The organism is Caballeronia mineralivorans PML1(12) (assembly GCF_001028175.1).
Taxonomy (GTDB): domain Bacteria; phylum Pseudomonadota; class Gammaproteobacteria; order Burkholderiales; family Burkholderiaceae; genus Caballeronia; species Caballeronia mineralivorans.
Genome location: NZ_AEJF01000262.1, coordinates 1 through 21,563 on the forward strand (window position 1 = coordinate 1; position 21,563 = coordinate 21,563).

The following is a 21,563-nucleotide window of genomic DNA, read 5'->3' on the forward strand; positions in this document are numbered from 1 at the left end:
CTGCAGCACCGGCCACCGCAGCGCCGGCCATCGGGCGTCCGACGATGGCGATCAACGCACCAAAGGACGTCGCGCATCTCGATTGCAACATTGGCGCGCCAGACTATCCGGCTCTGTCTCGACGTCGCGGGGAGTCAGGTACGGCTATCGTGAAGTTCGTCATCGGACTGACGGGAAAGATCGAGAACGTCGAACTGAAGCAAGGCAGCGGTTCGTCGCGACTGGATGCGGCCGCGCTCGATGCCGTGCGCTCGAGCGCCTGCAAACCTTATAAGGAAAACGGCGAAGCGATTCGCGCCGCCGCTTCCGTGCCGTTCGTGTTCTCGCTGAACGACTAGCGCACCAGTCGAGACCCGTCCAACGAACGCTGAACAGACACTAAAAAATTCGACCCAATTTCTAGATATCTACACAGGAACTGCAATGCAAAACTACGGCTTGGCGCATGTCTGGGCGCAAGGGGATTTCGTCACGCGGGGTATCGCGCTCGCGCTGGCGATCATGTCGATCCTGTCGTGGACAGTGATCCTGGTGAAGGGCCTGAACGTGCTGCGCTTGAAACGCCTCACGAAAAACGCGGAGCAGGCGTTCTGGCATTCGGACGATTTCGCCGACGGCATCAAGAAGCTGAGCAACCATTCCGCGAACGCGCAGGACAACCCGTTCCTCGCGCTCGCCCTCTCCGGCCAGGATGCGGCCGATCACCACCATCAGACGCAACCGCATCTGCATGACCGCATGGACGTGTCGGACTGGATCACGCGCTGCCTGAAGGACACCATGGACGAAGGCGTGGGACGCATGCAGGCGGGGCTCGCCGTGCTCGCGTCAATTGGCAGCACTGCGCCGTTCGTCGGTTTGTTCGGCACCGTGTGGGGGATTTATCACGCGCTGCTGACCATCGGCGCGACGGGCCAGACGTCCATCGATCAAGTCGCGGGACCGGTTGGCGAGTCGCTGATCATGACGGCCTTCGGCCTGTTCGTCGCGATTCCGGCGGTGCTCGGATATAACGCGCTGACCCGTTGGAACAAGGCCATTGTGACGAAGCTGAACCGCTTCGCGCACGGCCTGCATGCGTTCTTCGTCACGGGCACCAAGCTGGCGTCGAGCAAGCGCGGAGATGGCTTGCGCTTGGCCACTGGCGTCGCTTCGGGATCGGTTTCCGGTGCCGCGCAGCCCGCATCGCGTGCGAGCTAAGGGGAGGTCGCCATGGCCATGAGCCCTTTCTCCAGCGACGAGGACGACGGCATGATGAGCGAGATCAACATGACACCGCTCGTCGACGTCATGTTGGTTCTGCTGATCATCTTTCTCGTCACGATTCCGGCGATCAATCATGCGGTCAAAATCGACTTGCCGAAAGCGAGTAGCCAGCCGCAAGACACGAAGCCGGCACACGTGGACGTTGCCGTCGAAGCGGACGGCACCGTACTCTGGAACGACCAGAAGGTCGACGATGCCACCCTGCAGGCGCGCATAGCCAACGCCTCGAAGCAGACGCCGCAGCCGGAATTGCGTTTGCGCGCGGACCGCAAGGTGCCGTATGAGCGCGTCGCCGATGTAATGTCGGCCGCGCAAGGCGGCGGGTTATCGAAGATCGGCTTTGTTACCGAGCCTCGGGCAGGCGGAAAGTAGCGCAGCGCGGTTTGCGCGAAGGAAATCGGCAGCCCCGAAGTAAAAGGCCTTCATCGCAATGATGAAGGCCTTTTTTTGTGTGCGCGCCGGCACATTCGGGCTAGCGGTTACTTTGGACTCGAGTAGCTCGAACCCGCAGTATCGCCACATGCGACAGCCGTGCTCGACACGGACAGCGCTATTAGCCCTATCAGGCCTACTATAAAAGTGGCCGTGAGTTTTCGCATAAGCAGCTCCTTAGCGAAGAGATTTCAATATACCGCCCGAGCACAGCGCGTTCAAGCGCGCGGCGATTGAATCTGACCATCGCAAACGCACGCTTCAATGTCAGAAACTTATTGATTCGCCGTGATTAGTCACACTGTTTCGCGAGCGGGCTCTACTTGGAGAGGACATTCTCCCGGGAAGCGATTGCTGTCATTGATCGACTCCACCAGAAAATCCACGAACGCGCGAATCGCCGGCACCATGCCCTGCCGCGACAAAAACACCGCATAGAGCTGCGGTGTGGGAAACGTCCAGCCGGGCATGACCGGCGACATCTGGCCGGTACGCAGCGCCGCGCCGTACATCATCTCCGGCAACGCCGCGATGCCCACGCCGCGCATCACGGCTTCGCGGATCATCCCGAGGTCCGCCGTGACAAGGCGCGGTTCGTGCTCGAATTCGTGACGCGTGCCGTCGGGTGCGATCAGCCGGAAAACGTGGCGGCCATCGCTGGAGGGGGTGTCGATGGTATCGAATTGCGCCAGTTCCGACGGCGTGAGCGGCGGCGCGTTCGGCTTGAGCAGTGAAGGCGCGGCAACCAGCATCTGTTCCGTGCGCCACAGCGGCCGCGCGACGATCGTCGAATTGACGGGTGGCTCGGAGCGCACGCGCAATGCAACGTCGATAGGGTCCTCGAACAGATCGATCACACGATTCGTCACGCTCATGATCACGCGAACCTCGGGGTATCGATGCAGAAAGTCCGGCATTACCGCCGATAAAAACGTCTGCGCCAAAGTCACCGGCACGCTGACTCGCACACTGCCGCGCGGCGAATCGCGCAGGCTATGCACGATATCGACGGCGGCTTGCGCCTCGGCGAGCATCGCCTTGCAATGCTGGTAGAAGAGCTGGCCGGCCTCCGTCAACGCAAGCTTGCGCGTGGAACGCTGCATCAGCCGCACGCCGAGAGAGGTTTCAAGTTCCGACACCCGTCGCGACAAACGCGACTTGGAGATGCCCAGCACACGTTCCGCCGCCGAGAAACCACCGTGCTCGACGACATACGAGAAGTACATCAGGTCATTGAGGTCGTGCGAGTCAGGTTTCATGCGGTCAGTTCTACTCGGGTTCTTGGTTGTCTCACAGGTGGGACAATCCATTGCGGAGGGACGGCTTTTTCCCCGAAATTCGATCCATATAATAGCGCTATGTTTTAAATTTGGCGCTAATGATCCAGCGGCGCCCTACTTGTTGCATCGGCCACGACGGCCACACGCGAGGACAAAATGGACACTACACGCAGTATCGAACGCACTGTTCCGGCGCTCCGCACCGTGGAGGGCGGCGGTTTTGTCGTGCATCGCCCGTTCCCCACGCGGCTGTTGATGGACTTCGACCCTTTCCTGCTGCTGGATGAAATGGGACCCGTCGACTACGCGCCCGGCGAGGCTAAAGGCGCGCCCGATCATCCGCATCGCGGGTTTGAAACCGTGACGTACGCTCTCGAGGGCCAGTTCGGCCACAAGGATTCGGCAGGACATTCCGGCACGCTGCGTCAGGGCGACGTGCAGTGGATGACGGCGGGCGCGGGCGTCGTCCACAGCGAAATGCCCGATCCGGAATTCACGCGCACCGGCGGCCGCGTGCACGGCTTGCAGCTTTGGGTGAACCTGCCCAAGCGCGACAAGATGATTCCGCCGCATTATCAGGAGATTGCATCGGAGCGCATTCCGGTTGCTACTAGCGACGACGGCCGTGTGCGCGTGAAAGTGATCGCGGGCGAAGCGCTAGGCGTGAAGGCGGCTATCGAAACGCGCACGCCGATTCTTTACCAGCACTTTTCGCTGGAACCCGGCGCGTCGATCGTGCATCCGGTGCCGCGCGACTTTCGCGTGTTCGGATATGCGTTGTCGGGCGAGGGCCTGTATGGCGAGGCAAAGCAAGCCGTGGGTGCGCGGCAGATGATCGTGTTCAAGGACGATGGCGACACGGTGACGTTCGCTGCAGGCGACGAGCCGCTCGAATTGCTGCTGCTCGGCGGTGTGCCGTTGAAGGAGCCGGTGGTGCGCTATGGTCCATTCGTGATGAACACGGAAGATGAGATCCGGCAAGCCGTGGTCGACTATCAGGAGGGGCGGATGGGCACGATCAACCATTAAGCAGGCTCGCCGCCGTTGAGCGGTCAGACCGTGCTCGTTTCACCGGCGCGGCACGAATGACACTATTTGCGTCACAATAGTCGTTCGTGCCGCGCCGTTTTATCGTCTGCTTTTTCATTCGATACCGTCCGCCAATCACTCAGCCCTGGAGTACTGCATGTCCGAAAAGTTTGTGACGCCGCTTATCAGCGCCAGTATTGGTGCAACGGATTTCCAGGTTTCGCTGAGCGACGGCGAGCATGAATGGTTCGCCGACGAACCGTCCACACACGGTGGCGCAGATACCGGCCCTACTCCCCACAGCTTGTTGCTGTCGAGCCTGGGCGCATGCACGTCGATCACGCTGAAGATGTATGCCAAGCACAAGGCGTGGCCGCTCGAAGCAGTGCACGTAACGCTCACACTGGACACAACGCCCGAAGGCACCGTGATCGACCGCCAGATCCTGCTGACCGGAGAACTCGATACCACCCAGCGGGAACGGCTCTTGCAAATCGCGAATGCGTGTCCTGTACACAAGATTCTCAGCGGCACGATCATGATCCATTCGGGCCTTACCCCCGCGTGATCCTCGCGATGGCCGGCTAATCGAACAACCCAAGGAAACTGTCGTTTTGAATTTCGAACACCTCATCCAGATCAACGATCCGCTCAATCCATTCGTGGAATCGATGACCCGCGAACAGGTCTGGCACGGGCTCGTGCTGCGCGCGGAACAGCCGCAACTGTTCGTGATCGGCCTGGATCGATGCGCGATCCTGTCACGTGACGGCGACGTGCTCGAACGCGAGTTGCACTATGGTCAGGCTATCGTGCGCGACCGCGTGACGCTGATCCCCGAAAGCAGCGTGCGCTACGACATCCTGCCGACCGCCGAGTACGTGGGCGGCTCGCTGACCATGACGATCGAGCAACCGGACGAGCTTCAGTTGTTCCTGCGCTTCACCTACGCCACTACCCTGCCCGTCGCCGACGATCCCCAGGCCAGCGCCGACGCCCTGCAGACGCAAGAGATCGTGAAGTCGGCGTATCGGGAAGCGGATATCGACACCGTCCGGCTGATCCGGCAATTCGCTCACGGCAGCACGCTCGAAGGTCCGCTGCACTAAAGCGCAATCATGTTTCGACCGTTTCGATAGTCAGACAGTCACTGACTATCGAAACGTGTGATCGATGAAAACTTCGTTGTTGTAAATAAGAATGGTTATCATTAAGATTACTCCATCGACTCAACGAACGGACTCTTCGACATGACCGACATCCTGCGCTCCAATACGCTTCGGCTGCGTCGCCCGGTCGAGCGCTCCGCGGCAGCGACCATTACGCGGGCCCGCACCGCCGCTGTAACGACTGCGCGAGCACCATCGAACGTGTCCTCGGAGAACGGCGAGCGCTCGCTACGCAGCGACACGCTGCTGCAAGGTCATAGTCACATCAGCATCGTGCATAACGGTGAGACGTATCAGTTGCGCGCCACGCGTCTGGGCAAGCTGATTCTCACCAAGTAACGAGCATTGGGCATCACGAAAGAATTGCAGTACCGGGTATTGTGGGGACCACCTCTTCGAGAGGTGTTTGGCACTAGCCAGCAAATGACGGCTTGCACGCGAGAATTTAGACCCCTTCGTGCACACACCAGCCAGCCGTCGATAGCCAGCGAAGCCGCTTTTTTTGGTTCCCGCCGTGTGCTTTGAAAAGCACCATTAGCTATGCAAAAAAAGCATGTTTTCTCGCGAAAACGTGCTTTTTTTGGGGGGAGGCCGATTGGATTCGATCAGCCTCCCATCTTGAAGAATTTAGACGCTCTCGATTCCCAGCGCCGCGATGCCCGCTCGCGCCACCGCCGCATCCTGATCCGACTTCACGCCCGACACACCCACCGCGCCGACGATATCCGCACCCACCACGATCGGCACGCCGCCTTCCAGCATGGCAGTCATTGGCGCGCTCAGAAACGCGACGCGGCCTTGCTTGATCATGTCCTCATACACTTTCGTTTCGCGCCGGCCTAGCGCGGCGGTACGTGCCTTGCCCGTCGCCATCTCGGCCGTGCTCGCGCCTGCGCCGTCCAGCCTGTGCAGATGAAGCAGATGACCGCCGTCATCGACGACAGCAATCGTCACGTTCCACTTGTTCGCCAGCGCATGCGCTTCGGCAGCGGCCGCGATGGTCTTCACGTCGACATCGGTCAATGCGGGTTTCGTTCTCATTTCGTCACCTGTTGGAATCGTTGCGTTGAGATATCGATTGGCTCGATACCCGCAACGTTACCGCGAAAAGCCCCAGAACATCAGGTACCAGGCGCTATCGGCAACGGCGAGCGCGGCGATGAACCACAACATCGCAACGCTTTGCAACACAAAGCGACCCGAGGCATACCGGCCGATGACACGCCAGGCGAGCCACGCGCTCCACAGGTTCGCGATGCCGAGCAAACCCAGACGCACGTCCGTCACCCACCAGAGCGGCAAGTGTTCGGCGCGCAACAGCGACACCGTGGTCGCCGACAAACCCAGGAACACGCCGCAGCCCGCCACGGGAATCAGCGCCTGCGTCAGATGATGCAGGCGCGTGAAATCGAAGCGCCCGAGCACGCGCGTGCCGGCGGCCAGCAGGGCCAGCAGCGCGGTGCCATACACCAACCCCGTCACGACGATATAACCCACGACCATACTGCCATCGAGCCACGAGAAGACATCGTTTTGTTCGGGGTAATGCGTGAAGAGGAACCACGGCGCGTTCGTGTCGAGCGGCCAGAGAATGTTGCGATCGATCAGCCACGACGCGAAGATCTGCTTCAGCTCGACAAACCACGTGCTCACGGTCCAGTGGAACGCGCCAATAGCGATGCCCAGCAAGCCGTACAGAATGAGCGCGGTGTCCCACGGATTAGCTTGTTTATCGCCGAGTTGCACGACTTCGGCCGAGGGCGAACGCCATTCCAGCGAAATAGCGTCCCGATGGCCGCTGCAACGGCCGCACATATGGCAGTCCGACGCGCCTTTCATGGCGCGCAGCGGCACGAGCGGCGCGCAGTTGACGGGGATCACGCGATGCCCGCGCTCGCCCTCTTTATACGAGCGGCGCCACGCGTCCTCGTTGACCTTGTAGTGAAAAGGCGCAAGCCGCGCCAGCAGCGAAAATACCCCGTTCACGGGGCAGAGATACTTGCACCACACACGCTTCTCGCGGCCATACAACGCGCCGATGATCATTGCACCGACTGTCGATCCGCCCAGCACGAGCAACACGGCTTTCGGATACTGATAGACGCTGACCATCTGGCCATAGATCGTAGTGATGCCGAACGCGACGAACGGCCAGCCGCCCCAGCGCAACCAGTGCGGAATCGCCCAGCCGCGGCCGAACCTGCTCGCAAACTCGGTCAACGCGCCTTCGGGACACAGCACGCCGCACCACACGCGGCCGAGCATCACCATGGAAAGCAGGACGAACGGCCACCAGATGCCCCAGAACACAAACTGTGCAGCCAGCGTCAGGTTGGTCCAGAGATGCGCGGTGCCGTCCGGCAGCGGCAGGACGGCTGGAACCAGAATCAGGAACGCATACACGGCGACCACGACCCACTGAATGCCGCGGATCACGCTGCCGTGTTGTTGCATCCATTGCCCGGCTTGTTGCAGCCGGCCGGGCCGATTCATGACATAGCTCATGCCACGCGTCTCGCCGATTTTTGCGCCGTCCGGTTTTTCGAGCGCCGCAGCAGCAGGAAGATCACGGCCCAATACACCGCGTACGCAATCAGGTTCATGCCGGCCGGATGCGCCCGATAACCCGTGAGCGACGCGACCAGCGAACCGAAGGTGCTGGAATCGTCGAGCAACCAGGACGTATCCCACACTTGATTCATGACGACGGGCAGGATTTCCTTGTCGATGAGTTTATCGACACCCGTTTCGAACAAGCCGGCCGCGAGGAACAGCAGCATGATTTCCGTCACGCGGAAAAAGAGCCGCCACGAGAAGATCTTGCCGCCAAGCTGCAGCAGATAGAACGTCAGGAATGCCAGCGCAAGACCGATCGCGACTGCCAGGTACTGCATGGGATCGACGTGACCCGACTGACCGAAGCCCAGGCCGTACAGGAAAATTACGGTCTCGCTGCCTTCACGCGCGATCGCGAGCGCGACCAGCAACGTCACGCCCCACCAGTTCGCGTCCTGCTTGCTCTTTTGCAGCGACGCTTCCATGTCGCGTTTCATCGAGCGCCCGTGCTGCTTCATCCACAGCACCATCTGCACGATCAGCACGCACGCCACCAGCACCATGCCGGTCGTGAAATAGTCCTGCGCATCGCCGGACAATTCTTCCGTGAACCCGATCAGCACCGCGCCCAGCGTCACCGCCGCGAGCAACCCGGCCGCGACGCCGGCCCACAAATACGGTATGCCGCGACGTGCATCGGCATCGCCATTTTTCAGCCATGCATACAGGATGCCGACGACCAGCAGCGCCTCGACACTCTCCCGCCACACGATGAAAAGAACCTGACCCATCACTTATCTCCCGCTCTTGCTAGCCGATTCGGTCTGCGCCCGACGCTTTACATACAACGCACAATCCGGCCCGGTATGACCTTACTTTGCGACGATGACGCCTTGCGCCGATTGATGAAAATCGTCGAAGAACTTGTATTCGCCCTTGTCCAGCGGCGCGATCACGACGAAGGAATCGGCGCCCGGCGCCAGCACTTTTTCCTTGCGCAACTGAATGCTTTCGAATTCCGCCGCGCCCTTGCCGACGTTGTGCACTTCGATCTTGAAGCGCTGCCCCGCCGGCACTTCGATACGCGCGGGATTCAGCTTGCCGTCGTTCATTTCCAGCTTGAAGGTCGGCAGATCGGCGGCTTGCGCTGCAGCCGCACTGACGAGCCATCCGGCCGCCATGGCCAGCGAGGCGGCGACCAACTTGTATTTACGTTTCATGCATGCTTCCTGGCTGCGACGCCGGGGTCAGGATTCTGCCCTCACCCCGGACACCTGAATCCAATACTCAGTAACCGCCCTTCTTGCCGATGCCGGCGAACGGGAAGTCGTATTCGATCGTGTACGGCTTGAACCACGGACCCACGCCCGTTTCCTTGTCGACGTGACGGCCGAACGCCATGTGGCCGGTTTGCATCGGCGGCGCAATGTTGAGTTTCAGGTGGTATTTGCCCGGGCCGAACAGCTTCACGTTGTCGCCGTAATGCGGACCATCGCTTGCGACCATTCCCATCATGTCGCCCTTGATGGTTTGGGTCGTGCCGACCTTGGTCAGCTCGTACGTCACTTGCAGGTACGGCATCCAGTCGCCTTCGGCGAAGCCGTTCGGGTTGTTCTTCACGGCGTGGATGTCGGCTTCGAGGTGGATGTCCGAATCCGAGGCCTTGCGCATCATGCCTTCCGGTTCCATGGTGATCGGCTGCAGATAAACCGCGCCGACTTCAATGCCGTTCTGGATGTTCTGCTTGCCGATCGGATATTCGGCAGCCGATGCCGACGCCATTGCCGCAAACGCGGCTGCGGCCACCGAGCCGCGTACAAAAGTTGAAACCTGCATCCGTCACTCCGTCTTGTTATTGATCGGACATGCGCTGCGAGCGCTCGATCCGATCCGGTCAGTTCACCGATCAACCCCGATGTTGATGATGGGAAATCGCAATGAGAATGTAACCTACAACCTTAATACGAACCATTCTCAATATTTGCGGAGTTTAGCATCGATCGGACGGCGGAACAATTCGATGGAGACCAACGAGCCTTGTGGCAGTTGGGTTATGAGATAGGCAGAGGTTTTTTGGGGTCGGATTTTGCGTACAACAACGCGGCCAGCCCGATCGGGTTGGCCGCGTTGCTTGCTCCGACACCTTACGTTTAGCTGGCGCCCGTAATGTGGTCGCCCACATTGGCGCCAAACACGCGCTCTCGCAGAAGCGACAGTTGGTCGCGGGTCTGGGCGGCTTTTTCGAATTCGAGATTTTTCGCGTGATCCATCATCTGCTTTTCGAGCCGCTTGATTTCCTTCGATAGCTGCTTTTCGGACATATCTTCGAACTTCGCGCGCGTCTGGGCCTCCTTCAATTCGGCGCGTGCGTCGTCGGCGTTATAGACACCGTCGATGATGTCCTTGATCCGCTTGGTTACGCCGCGCGGTGTAATACCCATCGCGAGATTGTGCGCAATCTGCTTCGTGCGGCGCCGTTCGGTCTCGCCGATCGCGCGCTTCATCGAATCCGTCATGTTGTCGCCATAGAGGATCGCCTTGCCGTTCACGTTCCGGGCCGCCCGGCCGATCGTCTGGATCAGCGAACGTTCCGCGCGCAGGAAACCTTCCTTGTCGGCGTCAAGGATCGCGACGAGCGACACCTCCGGAATATCCAGCCCCTCACGAAGCAAGTTGATCCCGACCAGCACATCGAACGTGCCAAGACGCAGGTCGCGGATAATTTCCACGCGCTCGACCGTATCGATATCGCTATGCAGATAGCGCACCTTCACGCCGTGATCCGCGAGGAATTCGGTCAACTGTTCGGCCATGCGCTTGGTCAGCACCGTTACCAGCACACGCTCGTGCACCTTGACGCGCGCGTTGATCTCGCCGAGCACGTCGTCCACTTGCGAGCGCGCCGGGCGCACTTCGATTTCCGGGTCAACCAGGCCGGTCGGCCGCACGAGTTGTTCGGCAACCTGCCCCGCCGTGCGGTTTTCGTAATCGGCCGGCGTGGCCGAGACGAAAATCGCCTGGCGCATCTTGCGCTCGAACTCGTTGAACTTGAGCGGGCGGTTATCGAGCGCTGACGGCATCCGGAAACCATAATCGACGAGATTCTCCTTACGCGCCCGGTCACCGTTGTACATGCCGTTCAACTGGCCGATCAGCACGTGCGACTCGTCGAGCAGCATCAGCGCGTCGGGCGGCAAATAATCGACGAGCGTCGGCGGCGGCTCACCCGGCGCCGCGCCGGAAAAGTGCCGCGAATAGTTTTCGATGCCTTTGCAGAAACCCAGTTCCTGCAGCATTTCCAGATCGAAACGCGTGCGCTGCTCCAACCGCTGCGCCTCGACCAGCTTGCCGTCCTTGTGGAAAAACTCGAGCCGTTCGCGCAATTCCAGCTTGATCGTCTCGATGGCGCGCATCACGGTGTCGCGCGGCGTCACATAGTGGGACGATGGGTACACGGTGAAACGCGGAATCTTGTTGCGCACGCGGCCGGTGAGCGGATCAAAGAGTTGCATCGACTCTATTTCGTCGTCGAACAGCTCTACGCGCACCGCCATTTCAGCGTGCTCGGCCGGGAAGATGTCGATGGTGTCGCCGCGCACACGGAAGCTCCCGCGCGAAAAATCCGCTTCGTTGCGGTTGTACTGCATCGCGATCAGACGCGCGATGATGTCGCGCTGGCCCATTTTGTCGCCGGTACGCAACGTCAGGATCATCTTGTGATATTCCGACGGATTGCCGATGCCGTAGATCGCCGATACCGTCGCCACGATCACCACATCGCGCCGCTCCAGCAGGCTTTTCGTCGCCGAAAGCCGCATCTGCTCGATGTGCTCGTTGATCGACGAATCCTTCTCGATAAACAGATCACGCTGCGGAACGTACGCTTCTGGCTGGTAATAATCGTAGTAAGAAACGAAGTATTCGACAGCATTACGCGGGAAAAACTCACGAAACTCCGCGTATAGCTGTGCGGCGAGCGTTTTGTTGGGCGCGAACACAATAGCCGGCCGGCCCATGCGCGCAATCACGTTCGCCATGGTGAACGTCTTGCCGGAGCCCGTTACGCCGAGCAGCGTCTGAAAAGACAGACCGTCCTCGATCCCTTCCACGAGCGTCGCGATCGCCGTCGGCTGGTCGCCCGCGGGCTGATACGGTTGATAGAGCTGAAACGGCGAGCCTTCGAAGGTGACGAATTTGGATTCGTCGAGCGTGTCGGAGGCTTCGATTAGCGGGGTATCGGACATGAGGGAAAGGTGCCTTGGCCGAGAGCAAACATCCATTCTAGCGGTTCGCGCTGGAGCAAGTTTGACGGTGGATCAGGATTGTCGGAACGGATTTCAGGCGACGTGCGCCAAGCTTTCGCGCGATGCCCGATGTTTCCAAGATGAGGCGTCGACGCTAAATCGCAAGTGATTGTTTTGGCGGATGAAAGCTTGGCGAGAATGTTCCGGTACGCTGTGGCCAGTCGTCCCGGTTCTCGCGAAAAGTCGCGAAATCGACGGAAAAAAATAGCGAAATCACCGGTTTCTTCCAATTCGCGAGGCCGAAAAGCAGCGCCCAATTCGTTACAATGCCGAACCGGGGTTTTCATTGATGGGACGGAGTTTTGTTGGCTCCTCAAGGTCCGCTTGCAGCGCTCGAGCAGCCGATTTCCCATCCCGACCGCCCGTGCCGACTTTCCACTACCGCCGATAAATCATGTCTCTTTTCTCAGCCGTCGAGCTTGCCCCCCGTGACCCGATTCTGGGCCTGAACGAAGCCTTCAACGCCGATCCGCGCACAACCAAGGTCAATCTCGGCGTGGGTGTGTATTTCAACGAAGAAGGCAAGATTCCGCTTCTGCGCGCGGTTCGCGAGGCCGAAAAGGCTCGTGTGGAACTGGCTGCGCCGCGTGGTTATCTGCCAATCGAAGGCATTGCCGCCTACGACGCCGCTGTGCAAAAACTGCTGCTCGGCAACGACTCGCCGCTGATCGCCGATGGCCGCGTGATCACGGCGCAGGCGCTCGGCGGAACGGGTGCGCTTAAGCTCGGCGCCGACTTCCTGAAGCGGCTGAACCCCACGGGCAAAGTCGCGATCAGCGACCCGAGCTGGGAAAACCACCGCGCATTGTTCGAATACGCCGGCTTCGAGGTGCTGAACTACCCGTATTACGACGCAGCCACGCACGGCGTGAAGTTCGACGCCATGCTGGAAGCGTTCAACAGCTACCCGGCCGGAACGGTCGTCGTGCTGCATGCGTGCTGCCACAACCCGACCGGCGTCGACCTGACCCCGGCGCAATGGCAACAGGTCGTGGAAACGGTCAAAGCGCGCTCGCTGGTGCCGTTCCTCGATATCGCGTACCAGGGTTTCGGCGAAAACATCGACGCCGATGCAGCCGCCGTACGTCTGTTCGCCAAGACCGACATCAACGTGTTCGTGTCATCGTCGTTCTCCAAGTCGTTCTCGCTGTACGGCGAACGCGTGGGCGCACTGTCAATCATTACGAGCGCCAAGGAAGAAGCTGCGCGCGTGTTGTCGCAACTCAAGCGCGTGATCCGCACGAACTATTCGAACCCGCCGACGCACGGTGGTTCGATTGTCGCCGCGGTCCTCGCTTCGCCCGAATTGCGCGCCACGTGGGAGCAGGAACTTGGCGAAATGCGCGATCGGATTCGCGCAATGCGCAACGGCCTGGTCGAGCAGATCAAAGCGGCAGGCGTGGAGCGCGACTTTAGCTTCGTGAACCGTCAACGCGGCATGTTTTCGTACTCCGGGCTGACTTCACCGCAAGTCGATCGCTTGCGCGAGGAGTTCGGGATTTACGCCGTGGGCACGGGCCGGATCTGCGTAGCCGCGCTGAACACGCGCAACCTCGAAGTCGTGGCGAACGCTATTGCGACCGTGCTGAAGTAAGTTCGTTTGCGGTGTCGAAAACGGCGCTCCGTGTGAGCGCCGTTTTTTTTTGAGGCTCCCGATTTGCTGAAGACGCCGGACTACCCCTCCTAACGCTCGTCTCGATGAATGTCGTGCGTGATAAAGCCGGAATCGTTCTTCGGCATATCGAGCCACTCACGATGACTCAGCGTGCCGCGGATATCGGACAAGCCGCTTTCCCAGTGCTCACGCATGGTCGACAACCCGAACTGATAGTCCTTGTAATGCCCCTCGTACTCCTTGTGCCGGTAGATGAGGTGAATCACGTTAAAACGCTTTGAGCACGCAAGCTCCTCCGCCGTCTTGCACCATGGGTCGCTCTTGCGGATATCGGGCGGTACTTTGTCCAGCACTTCCCTCAATACGTTCCGAAATCGCTGCGAGCGCTGCATGGTGTCGGTAACAAGTCGCGTCCGGCTGGAATACTGAACGTCCTTCACGCGCCCCATCACATCGACAATGCTGTCCGGCACCGGCCCACGCGCGCTCCACAGGTCGACCTGGAATGCGAGCGTGTCGCGACGCGGCGTGGCTTGCACAATCTCATACAGCGGCGTATTCGACATCAGCCCGCCATCCCAGAAATATTCGCCATCGATTTCAACCGCCGCGAAACCCGGCGGCAAGGCGCCCGACGCAATGAAATGCTCCGCGCGCAACTTGATGCGGGTGTTGTCGAAATACGCGAAATTGCCGGTAGCAACGTTCACTGCCCCCACCGCGACTCGGGTCTCACGCGAATTGATCCGGTCGAAATCGCAGAACCGTTCGAGCGTTCCCTTGAGCGGACGCGTGTCATAGAAGCTCGCCGCGCCCGGGTCCCCCGTAGCCAGCGGCGAGGGCGGCGGGAACCGTGGCACGAAAAATCCCTTCTGCCCCTCTACCAGCGCACTCGCCGCCTGCATTGCAGTGAAAGCCTTGCGAATCTCGTCGGTGGAATTGAAGAACGCGTGTTCGACGAAAGCGGGCAACGGCGGCATGAAGGCAGGCTGGCAGATCGTCTCCCAAAACTCGAGCAGACGCGGCACGCGATCCTCCGGCGCGTTCCCCGCGATGATTGCCGTGTTCAACGCACCGATGGAGATCCCTGCAATCCAGTTCGGGTGAATGCCGGCCTCGTTCAACCCCTGATATACGCCCGCTTGATAAGCGCCGAGCGCTCCGCCACCCTGCAGCATCAACGCGATGGTTTCATACGGCGGCACCTTGATGCGCTTGTCCGCCTCAGGGCCGCCCGAGGCAAATGCCTCAGGCGGTTCGCCGATATCGAGGGTCGTCACGTTGCGAGGCTCTTTCGTCGCCTTCGCTCGTTTGGTTCCTTTCGTCCCACTGCTTGCGCGCGCACTGCTCGTTCGCTCTGCCATCAAAACCCCTTGTTCAAGCCTTATTGCATGTACCAGCCGTGGCTCACCACAATCGATTGGCCGGTGAGCGCTGCCGTGGGAAACGCCGCCAGGAACAGAACCGTTTGCGCCACATCTTCCACCGTTGTAAAGATGCCGTCGACCGTGCCGCCCAGCATCACACGCTTGACCACGTCTTCTTCGCTGATACCAAGTTCCTTCGCCTGCTCGGGAATCTGCTTGTCGACAAGCGGCGTGCGCACGAAACCCGGACACACCACATGCGAGCGCACATGATGCTTCGCCCCCTCCTTTGCCAGCACGCGAGCCAGCCCGAGCAACGCGTGTTTGGCCGTGACATACGCAGACTTGAGCGCCGACGCTTCATGCGAATGCACCGATCCCATATAGATCACCACACCACCACGATCGTCCTTGTACATGTGCTGGAGCACGGCTTTCGTGGTTAGAAACGCCCCGTCGACGTGAATGGCCTGCATCTTCTTCCAGTCGGAATACGCATAGCTTTCGATCGGATTGACGATCTGCACGCCCGCATTCGACACCAGGATATCGACCGAGCCGAATTGCGCCGCCACCCGATCGATACCTGTATTCACCGCCTGTTCGTCGGTGACGTCCATCACGACACCCAACGCCCGGCCGCCCTGCGAGGTGATCTGTTCGGCCACGGCGTTGGCCGCGTCCTGGTTCAGATCCGCTATGGCGACCGCCGCGCCGGCCTCGGCCAGAGTCAGGGCGATTTGCTTGCCGATCCCGCTCGCTGCGCCCGTGACCACCGCCACCTTGCCCGCCAGACTCGTATTCAGAGATGTCATGTGCCGCCCTCCTCGGTGTCAGATTCGAACAATGAAACCACGCAACGCCGCGCCGATCAACCTCGATAAATGTCATAGACCGTTCGGTCAGCTATTCGACGCCACCGCAACGCCACCGGGCCGCGTTATGGTTCTTGCACAAACGCGATGAAGGAAAAGGGCAATACGCAGGGCGTCGGCACACGAATCGTGAATTCGGATTAAGCTTTGAAACCCGCCTGGTGCAACTAAAACCCGAAACTGGAGATCACGAACATGAACTATCGTCGGCTTGGACGTTCCGGCTTGCAGGTCAGCGAATTGTCGATCGGCTCGTGGGTGACTTACGGCACGCAGGTCGATCATCGCGCGGCGCGCGAGTCGCTCGCTGCAGCCCGCGACCACGGGGTGAATTTCTTCGACAACGCCGAGGTCTATTCAAAAGGCAAGTCCGAAGAAATCATGGGGCGCGCGTTGAAGGAACTCGCATGGCCGCGGGTGAGTTACGTGGTGTCGACCAAGTTTTTCTTCGGGCTCAACGAAGGCCCGAACCAGCAGCAGACGCTCAGTCGCAAGTACCTGCATAACGCCATCGACGGATCGCTTGCACGTCTCCAACTCGATTACGTCGATCTCGTGTTCTGCCATCGGCCCGATCCGCATACGCCGATCGAGGAAACCGTCTGGGCCATGAGCGACATCATCGCGCGGGGCAAGGCGCTGTATTGGGGCACCTCGGAATGGAGCGCCGACGAGATTCGCACGGCGTATGACATCGCCGAGCGGCACCATCTGCACAAACCCGTGATGGAACAGCCGGAGTACAACCTGCTGCATCGTAAGCGGGTCGAGAATGAATATAAGCGGCTCTACGAAGACATCGGACTTGGGCTGACGACGTGGAGCCCACTTGCGTCGGGGCTGCTCACCGGCAAATATCGCGATGGCGTGCCATCAGATAGTCGCGCACAGCTTCAGGGTTACGAGTGGTTGTCGAAGAAGCTGACGGACAAGGGCGCGAACAACATTGTCGGGAAGCTCGCGGAAGTGTCCGACCAGCTCGGCTGCTCGCTTGCGCAGCTCTCGCTAGCCTGGATTTTGCTCAATCCGCATGTCAGCACCGTGATTACGGGTGCGTCTCGGGTAGAGCAGATTCACGAGAATATGAAGGCTATCGACGTCGTGCAGAAGATCACGCCGGAGATCAAGCAGCGTATCGAGGAAATCGTCGGCGACGCGTTCGTCTAAGACACGCGGGGTCGTCGGCTACAATAACGACCCCGCAGCGTGCGCCGTGCGGTTTATACGCATCTCGTGCGCTTAGGCACTTTCATCCGTCTGGCTCAGGCCGCGCTCATTCTCGTCTCGCTCATTCATTTGCCATGCTCAGTTATCGACACGCCTTTCACGCAGGCAATCACGCAGACGTGCTGAAACACGCGGTCGTCGTGCAGTTGCTGCAACACCTCGCCCAAAAAGACAAGGCGTTTTGGTATATCGACACCCACGCCGGCGCCGGCGTGTATTCACTGACTGACGGCTTTGCGACCAAGACGGGCGAGTTCGAAACGGGGATTGCCAAGATTTGGGCCAAACGCGATTTGCCGGGTTTGCTCAAGGACTATGTCAAAGAGGTAAAGGCGCTTAATGCAGACGGTGCGCTGCAGTTCTATCCCGGTTCGCCCTATCTCGCCTGGCGAGTGATGCGTGAGCAGGATCGCATGCGCTTATTCGAGCTGCACTCCACCGAAATCGACGTGCTGCGCCACAATTTCCGCGACGCGGGCCGGCGTGCAGTGCTCTTCGAAGGCGATGGCTTCGACGGCATCATCAAGCTGTTACCGCCACCGCCGCGCCGCGCGCTCGTCCTGATCGATCCGTCGTACGAAGACAAGCGCGACTACGCGCGCACGCTGAACTGCCTCGAGGAAAGCCTGAAGCGCTTCGCGACCGGCACTTATGCGATCTGGTATCCGCAAGTGACCCGGCTCGAATCCCAGCGTTTCGCCGATCAGTTGAAGCGTGTGCAACCCAAGAATTGGCTGCACGCGTCATTGACGGTGAGCAAACCTCCTGTTGACGGCTTTGGCCTGTTCGGGAGTGGCCTTTTTATCGTGAACCCACCGTACACGCTTGCGGGTGAGCTCAAAGAGACGCTCCCTTATCTCGTCGATGCGCTCGGTCAGGACAGCAAGGCGGCGTTCAAACTCGAACACCGCGGTGACTGACAACGTCTACGTCGTTCGTCGTTAATCCAGCGACGTGGTGACCGTGCCAGTCGCGCTGTGCGGGTCCGATGACCGGGATGGTTTGGTAGCCGCAGGTTTCGGCGTTGCGACGGGTTTCGACGCTGCGATGGGTACCGATATGACGATCGAAGACTGCGGGGTTTGCGGCAACGCTGGCTGCGTTTGAGTTTGGGCTTGCGTTTGAGTGCCGGTCGGCACGCCGTAAGATCCGCCGGAATGCGGCGACACCGAATATGACCGGTGCCCATAGTTGGAGGGCGATGACTGCGATCCCCTGGAAGAGCCGTATCCCTGCCCGCCCTGCGGAAGTTCGATGTAAGGCGAAACCACGATTGTCTGTTGATCTTGCTGCGGCAATTCGGGCAGCGTTGCCATCGGACGCGCTGGGACCAACCCCGAGCCATTGAGCGGCGCAGTTTGCAGAACAGTACCGCCCGCGCCGCTGTGAATCCCGGTCTGCGTATCCAAAATGAGCGGTCGACCACCCGCTTGCGCGAATGCGTCCAACGCAGTTAAGCCCGAAACCAGCCAAAGCGCCGCAGTCGCCGCACATTTGATCGGTCGAAGTTCTGGACTCATAGCGCCCCCTTATCGAATGAATAATCGCCGACGCGCACATCCGGCCAATTCAGTTCATATCATATAAATGCGCTTTACCTTACCGCGATGGCAAGCTTTAGGCTAGCTCTCTCGAAAGTCGACACTTAAGGAGATTCGATGACATTCCCGAAAACCTTCCTCGCCGTCGCTGGCGCGTTTGCAGTTTCAATCGTTGTATCGATGCCCGCCGCGTTTGCACAAACGCCGGCATCGTCAGCATCAATGCAGGGCATGGACATGTCCGCCTCAAGCGGCAGCCAGAGCGATCCTGCATCGACGAAGGAATTCCAGGCTGCCGATCATTCGATGATGTCCGGCATGTCCAGCGTTCAGTACACCGGCGACGCCGATCATGATTTTGTCGCGCACATGATTCCGCATCATCAAGGCGCGGTCGCGATGGCAAAAGTTGAGCTGAAGTACGGTAAGGACGCGAAGTTGCGAGCCTTGGCCAAGGAGATCATCGCCTCGCAGGACAAGGAAATTGCATTCATGAAGCAATGGCTCGCAGCGCACCCGCAGAAGAAAAAGTGAGCATCCCCGCCTGATTCCCTAGCGCAGCCCAAAAATGACAAAGCCCCGCATGCGGGGCTTGTTCAATGTTTCGACCGGATACTTTCGGCCGAAATTACAGCGAGTAGCCTTCGGTTTCCAGCGAACGGATACGCTTTTCGAGCTGGACGATATCCGACGATTGCGCCAGATATTCTTCGCGACGATTGCGTTCGGCGGTTTCAAACCAAATGCTGACTTTTTCGAGCAGGAATGCAAACATGATTTTTTCTCCAAGGATTTCAAATGAATCCCCGGCGGTTCGGGTCAGGGATATCCCTCGAAAGGGTTAACCCGGATTATAGACTAACCGTGCTGACGGTGTTAGTGAAATGCCTGCATTGGGTGCATTCTTTTTTGGAATGGTGCATGCACCGGCCCGGAACAAGTGGTTGATTTCGCTAGTTTTATCCGGGGTTTTCTGCATACTCACCGAATTTTGCACATTTATAGTGCATAAATCCGGCAAACGGACATCACCAAACGCACCAAGATGATCATTCCGCCAGTCTTTCCAAAATAGGGCAATCTGGCCGTTCGTCGCCATGACAATGGACCGCGAGATGGGCCAGCGTATTCCGCATATCCGTAAGTTCCGCGATCCGGCGGTCCAGTTCCGCGACATGTTCGAGCGCGATCGCTTTGACCTCCGCACTGGCGCGTTGCCGGTCCTGCCACAACGCCAGGAGTTTGCGAATATCGTCTACGAGAAAGCCAAGTCGACGCGCTTGCCGAACGAAACGCAGCGCATGAACTTCGTGGGTTCCGTACATCCGATACCCCGATGTGGTCCTGTCAACCGGCGGCAAAAGACCAACGCTCTCGTAATACCGAATCATCTTGGCCGTCACGCCGGACGCGCGGGCCGCTTCGCCGATGTTCATAGCAGACACTCCTAAATTTTCACAAACTCTACACCTTCCAACAATGGGAAGGTATAGCATGGTGCGCTCTTACGAAACCAAATCAAAGGAAATCGACATGGCCGAATTTAAAGTAGAAGGTATGAGCTGCCAGCATTGCGTCGCCGCCGTGACGCGCTCGATCCACGAAATCGACGCCGTTGCGCAAGTGCAAGTGGATCTTGAGCACGGGCGTGTTGTCGTGGCGTCGACCGAGACCTTGGACGCGCTCAAGGAAGCCATCGATGACGCTGGTTACACGGTCGTATCAGCGAAGGCAGCATGACTCGGGGGGCACGCTTCAAGGTTGCATTGATCGGCGCGTCTGGGTTGCTCGGACGCGCCGTTGCGAACGAACTCGCCGCGGCAACACAGTGGCAGGTGGTGCGAACAGCGTTTCGTCATGGGGACGTGAACACCGTCACACTCGACATCCGCGATGAAGGCGCCGTCCGCGCGTTCATCTCGGAACAAGTGCCCGACGCAATCGTAGTGGCTGCGGCTGAACGACGTCCTGACGTTTGCGAGAACGATCCGGCGCTTGCGCGGGCATTGAACGTCGACGCGTTGCGCTTTATCGCCAGCGCCGCGAAGGATATAGGTTCGTGGGTGCTCTCGATCTCGACCGATTATGTCTTCGATGGCACACGACCACCCTATCGGCCCGACGATGCCCCGAATCCGCTCAACGCTTACGGTCGCAGCAAACTTGACGGAGAACAGGCGTTGTTGCGGTCAGGAGCGCAGGCCTGCGTGCTGCGTTTGCCGCTGCTTTATGGTCCGGTGATCGACTGGGGCGAATCGGCGGTGACAAGCCTGACGCCGGCAATCGTGGAATCTGCGCGTGGAGAGACGCCTGCGATGATGGATGCTTGGGCGACGCGCTACCCCACGTTCACGCCTGACGTTGCGGTCGTGATCCGGCAATTGCTGATGCGTCACGAAATTGGCGAGTCGGTGAACGGCGTGACGCACTGGTCCGGCGATGAGCCGATGACAAAGTTCGACATCGCGCAAACCATCGCGCGCGTACTGAACATCGATGCCCGGATCACAGCGCAACACAAACCGGTCGACGCCACGCCGCGCCCGCGGAACTGTCATCTCGCATCGGATGTGTTGGAGGACTTGAAGATCGGCCAGCGAACACCTTTCGAGGCCGCGATCCGCGCTGTCATGCAAAACTGGCCGCGTCCGACAACAAGTCTGTGAGCGGTAGCGAAATTCGGGCATTGTCGACGAAGCGATGTTCCAGTCCGTTGCACCCTCGCGTCGACGCTCGCTACTGGACGAATGCGCTAAGACAACGACGTTTACCGATTTTGAGGCGCCTCTGACACGACGGTCTTGTATGTCCGCTAAACGCGGTTGATGAGTGATCCGAAGCATCGATATACCATCGAATGAGGATCGGGAAAACGGACACAAGTGCTAAAGAGCGGATCAGG

Annotated in this window: 24 protein-coding genes; 13 read left to right on the forward strand and 11 right to left on the reverse strand. The window is 59.5% G+C overall.

What is annotated here, in order from left to right; genetic code table 11:
• The 3 genes from EOS_RS42440 to EOS_RS42450 all read left to right on the forward strand — a co-directional run.
• Nucleotides 1–338, forward strand: a 338-nt coding sequence (locus EOS_RS42440; RefSeq protein WP_047898241.1) for an energy transducer TonB, incomplete at its 5' end; no start/stop codon positions are given.
• Between the two features lie 85 nt (nucleotides 339–423).
• On the forward strand, nucleotides 424–1,200 hold the full coding sequence (locus tag EOS_RS42445) for a MotA/TolQ/ExbB proton channel family protein (RefSeq protein ID WP_047898242.1): 777 nt from the start codon (nucleotides 424–426) through the stop codon (nucleotides 1,198–1,200).
• Between the two features lie 12 nt (nucleotides 1,201–1,212).
• The gene (locus EOS_RS42450) at nucleotides 1,213–1,638 is read left to right on the forward strand and encodes an ExbD/TolR family protein (protein WP_047898243.1); all 426 of its coding nucleotides are present in this window, start codon (nucleotides 1,213–1,215) and stop codon (nucleotides 1,636–1,638) included.
• Nucleotides 1,639–1,994: 356 nt separating this feature from the next.
• Here the strand turns inward: EOS_RS42450 and EOS_RS42455 are convergent, their stop codons facing one another.
• Entirely contained in the window at nucleotides 1,995–2,957 is a 963-nt protein-coding gene (locus tag EOS_RS42455; protein WP_047898244.1) for a LysR family transcriptional regulator, read from the reverse strand.
• A gap of 177 nt (nucleotides 2,958–3,134) precedes the next feature.
• Here EOS_RS42455 and EOS_RS42460 point away from each other — a divergent pair, with 177 nt between their 5' ends.
• From EOS_RS42460 to hemP, 4 genes are all read left to right on the forward strand, one after another.
• The gene (locus tag EOS_RS42460) at nucleotides 3,135–4,007 is read left to right on the forward strand and encodes a pirin family protein (protein WP_047898245.1); all 873 of its coding nucleotides are present in this window, start codon (nucleotides 3,135–3,137) and stop codon (nucleotides 4,005–4,007) included.
• Between the two features lie 157 nt (nucleotides 4,008–4,164).
• Nucleotides 4,165–4,575, forward strand: coding sequence for an OsmC family protein (locus tag EOS_RS42465; RefSeq protein ID WP_047898246.1), 411 nt, complete (start codon nucleotides 4,165–4,167; stop codon nucleotides 4,573–4,575).
• Nucleotides 4,576–4,621: 46 nt separating this feature from the next.
• Nucleotides 4,622–5,116, forward strand: coding sequence for an SRPBCC family protein (locus EOS_RS42470; protein WP_047898247.1), 495 nt, complete (start codon nucleotides 4,622–4,624; stop codon nucleotides 5,114–5,116).
• A 141-nt stretch (nucleotides 5,117–5,257) separates the two neighbouring features.
• The gene (gene hemP, locus EOS_RS42475; protein ID WP_047898248.1) at nucleotides 5,258–5,515 is read left to right on the forward strand and encodes a hemin uptake protein HemP; all 258 of its coding nucleotides are present in this window, start codon (nucleotides 5,258–5,260) and stop codon (nucleotides 5,513–5,515) included.
• 288 nt (nucleotides 5,516–5,803) lie between these two features.
• Here hemP and EOS_RS42480 read toward each other — a convergent pair whose 3' ends face one another.
• The 6 genes from EOS_RS42480 to uvrB all read right to left on the reverse strand — a co-directional run bounded on the left by EOS_RS42480 (nucleotide 5,804) and on the right by uvrB (nucleotide 11,976).
• Nucleotides 5,804–6,217 (reverse strand): GlcG/HbpS family heme-binding protein, encoded by a 414-nt coding sequence (locus tag EOS_RS42480; RefSeq protein WP_047898249.1) that lies wholly within the window; start codon nucleotides 6,215–6,217, stop codon nucleotides 5,804–5,806.
• Between the two features lie 57 nt (nucleotides 6,218–6,274).
• On the reverse strand, nucleotides 6,275–7,681 hold the full coding sequence (locus tag EOS_RS42485) for a 4Fe-4S binding protein (RefSeq protein ID WP_200908772.1): 1,407 nt from the start codon (nucleotides 7,679–7,681) through the stop codon (nucleotides 6,275–6,277).
• Nucleotides 7,678–8,523 carry an FTR1 family iron permease gene (locus EOS_RS42490; RefSeq protein ID WP_047898250.1) on the reverse strand — a complete coding sequence of 282 codons (846 nt, stop codon included), beginning with the start codon at nucleotides 8,521–8,523 and terminating at the stop codon, nucleotides 7,678–7,680. Before EOS_RS42490 ends, EOS_RS42485 begins: the two co-directional genes overlap by 4 nt.
• Before the next feature lie 81 nt (nucleotides 8,524–8,604).
• The gene (locus EOS_RS42495; RefSeq protein ID WP_047898251.1) at nucleotides 8,605–8,952 is read right to left on the reverse strand and encodes a cupredoxin domain-containing protein; all 348 of its coding nucleotides are present in this window, start codon (nucleotides 8,950–8,952) and stop codon (nucleotides 8,605–8,607) included.
• 67 nt (nucleotides 8,953–9,019) lie between these two features.
• Nucleotides 9,020–9,568: an iron transporter gene (locus tag EOS_RS42500; protein ID WP_047898252.1), complete on the reverse strand. Its 549-nt coding sequence runs from the start codon at nucleotides 9,566–9,568 to the stop codon at nucleotides 9,020–9,022.
• Nucleotides 9,569–9,882: 314 nt separating this feature from the next.
• Entirely contained in the window at nucleotides 9,883–11,976 is a 2,094-nt protein-coding gene (gene uvrB, locus EOS_RS42505; RefSeq protein ID WP_047898253.1) for an excinuclease ABC subunit UvrB, read from the reverse strand.
• Between the two features lie 454 nt (nucleotides 11,977–12,430).
• On the opposite strand from uvrB, the gene EOS_RS42510 reads away from it, so the two are divergent.
• Nucleotides 12,431–13,630, forward strand: coding sequence for an amino acid aminotransferase (locus tag EOS_RS42510; protein ID WP_047898254.1), 1,200 nt, complete (start codon nucleotides 12,431–12,433; stop codon nucleotides 13,628–13,630).
• A gap of 89 nt (nucleotides 13,631–13,719) precedes the next feature.
• Here EOS_RS42510 and EOS_RS42515 read toward each other — a convergent pair whose 3' ends face one another.
• Both EOS_RS42515 and EOS_RS42520 read right to left on the reverse strand, forming a co-directional pair.
• Nucleotides 13,720–15,015, reverse strand: coding sequence for a DUF3734 domain-containing protein (locus tag EOS_RS42515; protein WP_082163742.1), 1,296 nt, complete (start codon nucleotides 15,013–15,015; stop codon nucleotides 13,720–13,722).
• 20 nt (nucleotides 15,016–15,035) lie between these two features.
• Nucleotides 15,036–15,833 (reverse strand): 3-hydroxybutyrate dehydrogenase, encoded by a 798-nt coding sequence (locus EOS_RS42520; protein WP_047898255.1) that lies wholly within the window; start codon nucleotides 15,831–15,833, stop codon nucleotides 15,036–15,038.
• A gap of 255 nt (nucleotides 15,834–16,088) precedes the next feature.
• Between EOS_RS42520 and EOS_RS42525 the strand changes: the two genes are divergently transcribed.
• The 3 genes from EOS_RS42525 to copM all read left to right on the forward strand — a co-directional run bounded on the left by EOS_RS42525 (nucleotide 16,089) and on the right by copM (nucleotide 19,195).
• Complete coding sequence (locus EOS_RS42525) at nucleotides 16,089–17,060, forward strand: potassium channel beta subunit family protein (protein ID WP_047898256.1); 972 nt, start codon at nucleotides 16,089–16,091, stop codon at nucleotides 17,058–17,060.
• A gap of 134 nt (nucleotides 17,061–17,194) precedes the next feature.
• On the forward strand, nucleotides 17,195–18,040 hold the full coding sequence (locus EOS_RS42530; protein WP_047898257.1) for a 23S rRNA (adenine(2030)-N(6))-methyltransferase RlmJ: 846 nt from the start codon (nucleotides 17,195–17,197) through the stop codon (nucleotides 18,038–18,040).
• Between the two features lie 738 nt (nucleotides 18,041–18,778).
• Nucleotides 18,779–19,195 carry a CopM family metallochaperone gene (gene copM / locus EOS_RS42540; protein WP_082163743.1) on the forward strand — a complete coding sequence of 139 codons (417 nt, stop codon included), beginning with the start codon at nucleotides 18,779–18,781 and terminating at the stop codon, nucleotides 19,193–19,195.
• A gap of 94 nt (nucleotides 19,196–19,289) precedes the next feature.
• Here the strand turns inward: copM and EOS_RS46050 are convergent, their stop codons facing one another.
• Both EOS_RS46050 and cueR read right to left on the reverse strand, forming a co-directional pair.
• Entirely contained in the window at nucleotides 19,290–19,436 is a 147-nt protein-coding gene (locus tag EOS_RS46050; protein WP_087882081.1) for a DUF3563 family protein, read from the reverse strand.
• A gap of 274 nt (nucleotides 19,437–19,710) precedes the next feature.
• Nucleotides 19,711–20,097 (reverse strand): Cu(I)-responsive transcriptional regulator, encoded by a 387-nt coding sequence (gene cueR / locus EOS_RS42545; protein ID WP_047898258.1) that lies wholly within the window; start codon nucleotides 20,095–20,097, stop codon nucleotides 19,711–19,713.
• Nucleotides 20,098–20,194: 97 nt separating this feature from the next.
• On the opposite strand from cueR, the gene EOS_RS42550 reads away from it, so the two are divergent.
• A complete protein-coding gene (locus tag EOS_RS42550; RefSeq protein ID WP_047898264.1) occupies nucleotides 20,195–20,401 on the forward strand; it encodes a copper ion binding protein in 207 nt (68 codons plus the stop codon).
• A complete protein-coding gene (locus EOS_RS42555) occupies nucleotides 20,398–21,327 on the forward strand; it encodes a dTDP-4-dehydrorhamnose reductase family protein (RefSeq protein ID WP_047898259.1) in 930 nt (309 codons plus the stop codon). The genes EOS_RS42550 and EOS_RS42555 overlap by 4 nt, the downstream gene beginning before the upstream one ends.
• The last annotated feature ends 236 nt before the right edge of the window (nucleotides 21,328–21,563 follow it).

Bases quoted from the DNA above. Each gene is read 5' to 3' on its own strand.
- EOS_RS42510 (WP_047898254.1), top strand. From the start codon at position 12,431: ATGTCTCTTTTCTCAGCCGTCGAGCTTGCCCCCCGTGACCCGATTCTG.
- EOS_RS42530 (WP_047898257.1), top strand. From the start codon at position 17,195: ATGCTCAGTTATCGACACGCCTTTCACGCAGGCAATCACGCAGACGTG.
- EOS_RS46050 (WP_087882081.1), bottom strand. From the start codon at position 19,436: ATGTTTGCATTCCTGCTCGAAAAAGTCAGCATTTGGTTTGAAACCGCC.
- hemP (WP_047898248.1), top strand. From the start codon at position 5,258: ATGACCGACATCCTGCGCTCCAATACGCTTCGGCTGCGTCGCCCGGTC.
- EOS_RS42450 (WP_047898243.1), top strand. From the start codon at position 1,213: ATGGCCATGAGCCCTTTCTCCAGCGACGAGGACGACGGCATGATGAGC.
- EOS_RS42490 (WP_047898250.1), bottom strand. From the start codon at position 8,523: ATGGGTCAGGTTCTTTTCATCGTGTGGCGGGAGAGTGTCGAGGCGCTG.
- EOS_RS42480 (WP_047898249.1), bottom strand. From the start codon at position 6,217: ATGAGAACGAAACCCGCATTGACCGATGTCGACGTGAAGACCATCGCG.
- EOS_RS42495 (WP_047898251.1), bottom strand. From the start codon at position 8,952: ATGAAACGTAAATACAAGTTGGTCGCCGCCTCGCTGGCCATGGCGGCC.
- EOS_RS42500 (WP_047898252.1), bottom strand. From the start codon at position 9,568: ATGCAGGTTTCAACTTTTGTACGCGGCTCGGTGGCCGCAGCCGCGTTT.
- EOS_RS42485 (WP_200908772.1), bottom strand. From the start codon at position 7,681: ATGAGCTATGTCATGAATCGGCCCGGCCGGCTGCAACAAGCCGGGCAA.
- EOS_RS42515 (WP_082163742.1), bottom strand. From the start codon at position 15,015: ATGGCAGAGCGAACGAGCAGTGCGCGCGCAAGCAGTGGGACGAAAGGA.
- EOS_RS42465 (WP_047898246.1), top strand. From the start codon at position 4,165: ATGTCCGAAAAGTTTGTGACGCCGCTTATCAGCGCCAGTATTGGTGCA.
- EOS_RS42555 (WP_047898259.1), top strand. From the start codon at position 20,398: ATGACTCGGGGGGCACGCTTCAAGGTTGCATTGATCGGCGCGTCTGGG.
- EOS_RS42520 (WP_047898255.1), bottom strand. From the start codon at position 15,833: ATGACATCTCTGAATACGAGTCTGGCGGGCAAGGTGGCGGTGGTCACG.
- EOS_RS42445 (WP_047898242.1), top strand. From the start codon at position 424: ATGCAAAACTACGGCTTGGCGCATGTCTGGGCGCAAGGGGATTTCGTC.
- cueR (WP_047898258.1), bottom strand. From the start codon at position 20,097: ATGAACATCGGCGAAGCGGCCCGCGCGTCCGGCGTGACGGCCAAGATG.
- copM (WP_082163743.1), top strand. From the start codon at position 18,779: ATGACATTCCCGAAAACCTTCCTCGCCGTCGCTGGCGCGTTTGCAGTT.
- EOS_RS42455 (WP_047898244.1), bottom strand. From the start codon at position 2,957: ATGAAACCTGACTCGCACGACCTCAATGACCTGATGTACTTCTCGTAT.
- uvrB (WP_047898253.1), bottom strand. From the start codon at position 11,976: ATGTCCGATACCCCGCTAATCGAAGCCTCCGACACGCTCGACGAATCC.
- EOS_RS42525 (WP_047898256.1), top strand. From the start codon at position 16,089: ATGAACTATCGTCGGCTTGGACGTTCCGGCTTGCAGGTCAGCGAATTG.
- EOS_RS42460 (WP_047898245.1), top strand. From the start codon at position 3,135: ATGGACACTACACGCAGTATCGAACGCACTGTTCCGGCGCTCCGCACC.
- EOS_RS42550 (WP_047898264.1), top strand. From the start codon at position 20,195: ATGGCCGAATTTAAAGTAGAAGGTATGAGCTGCCAGCATTGCGTCGCC.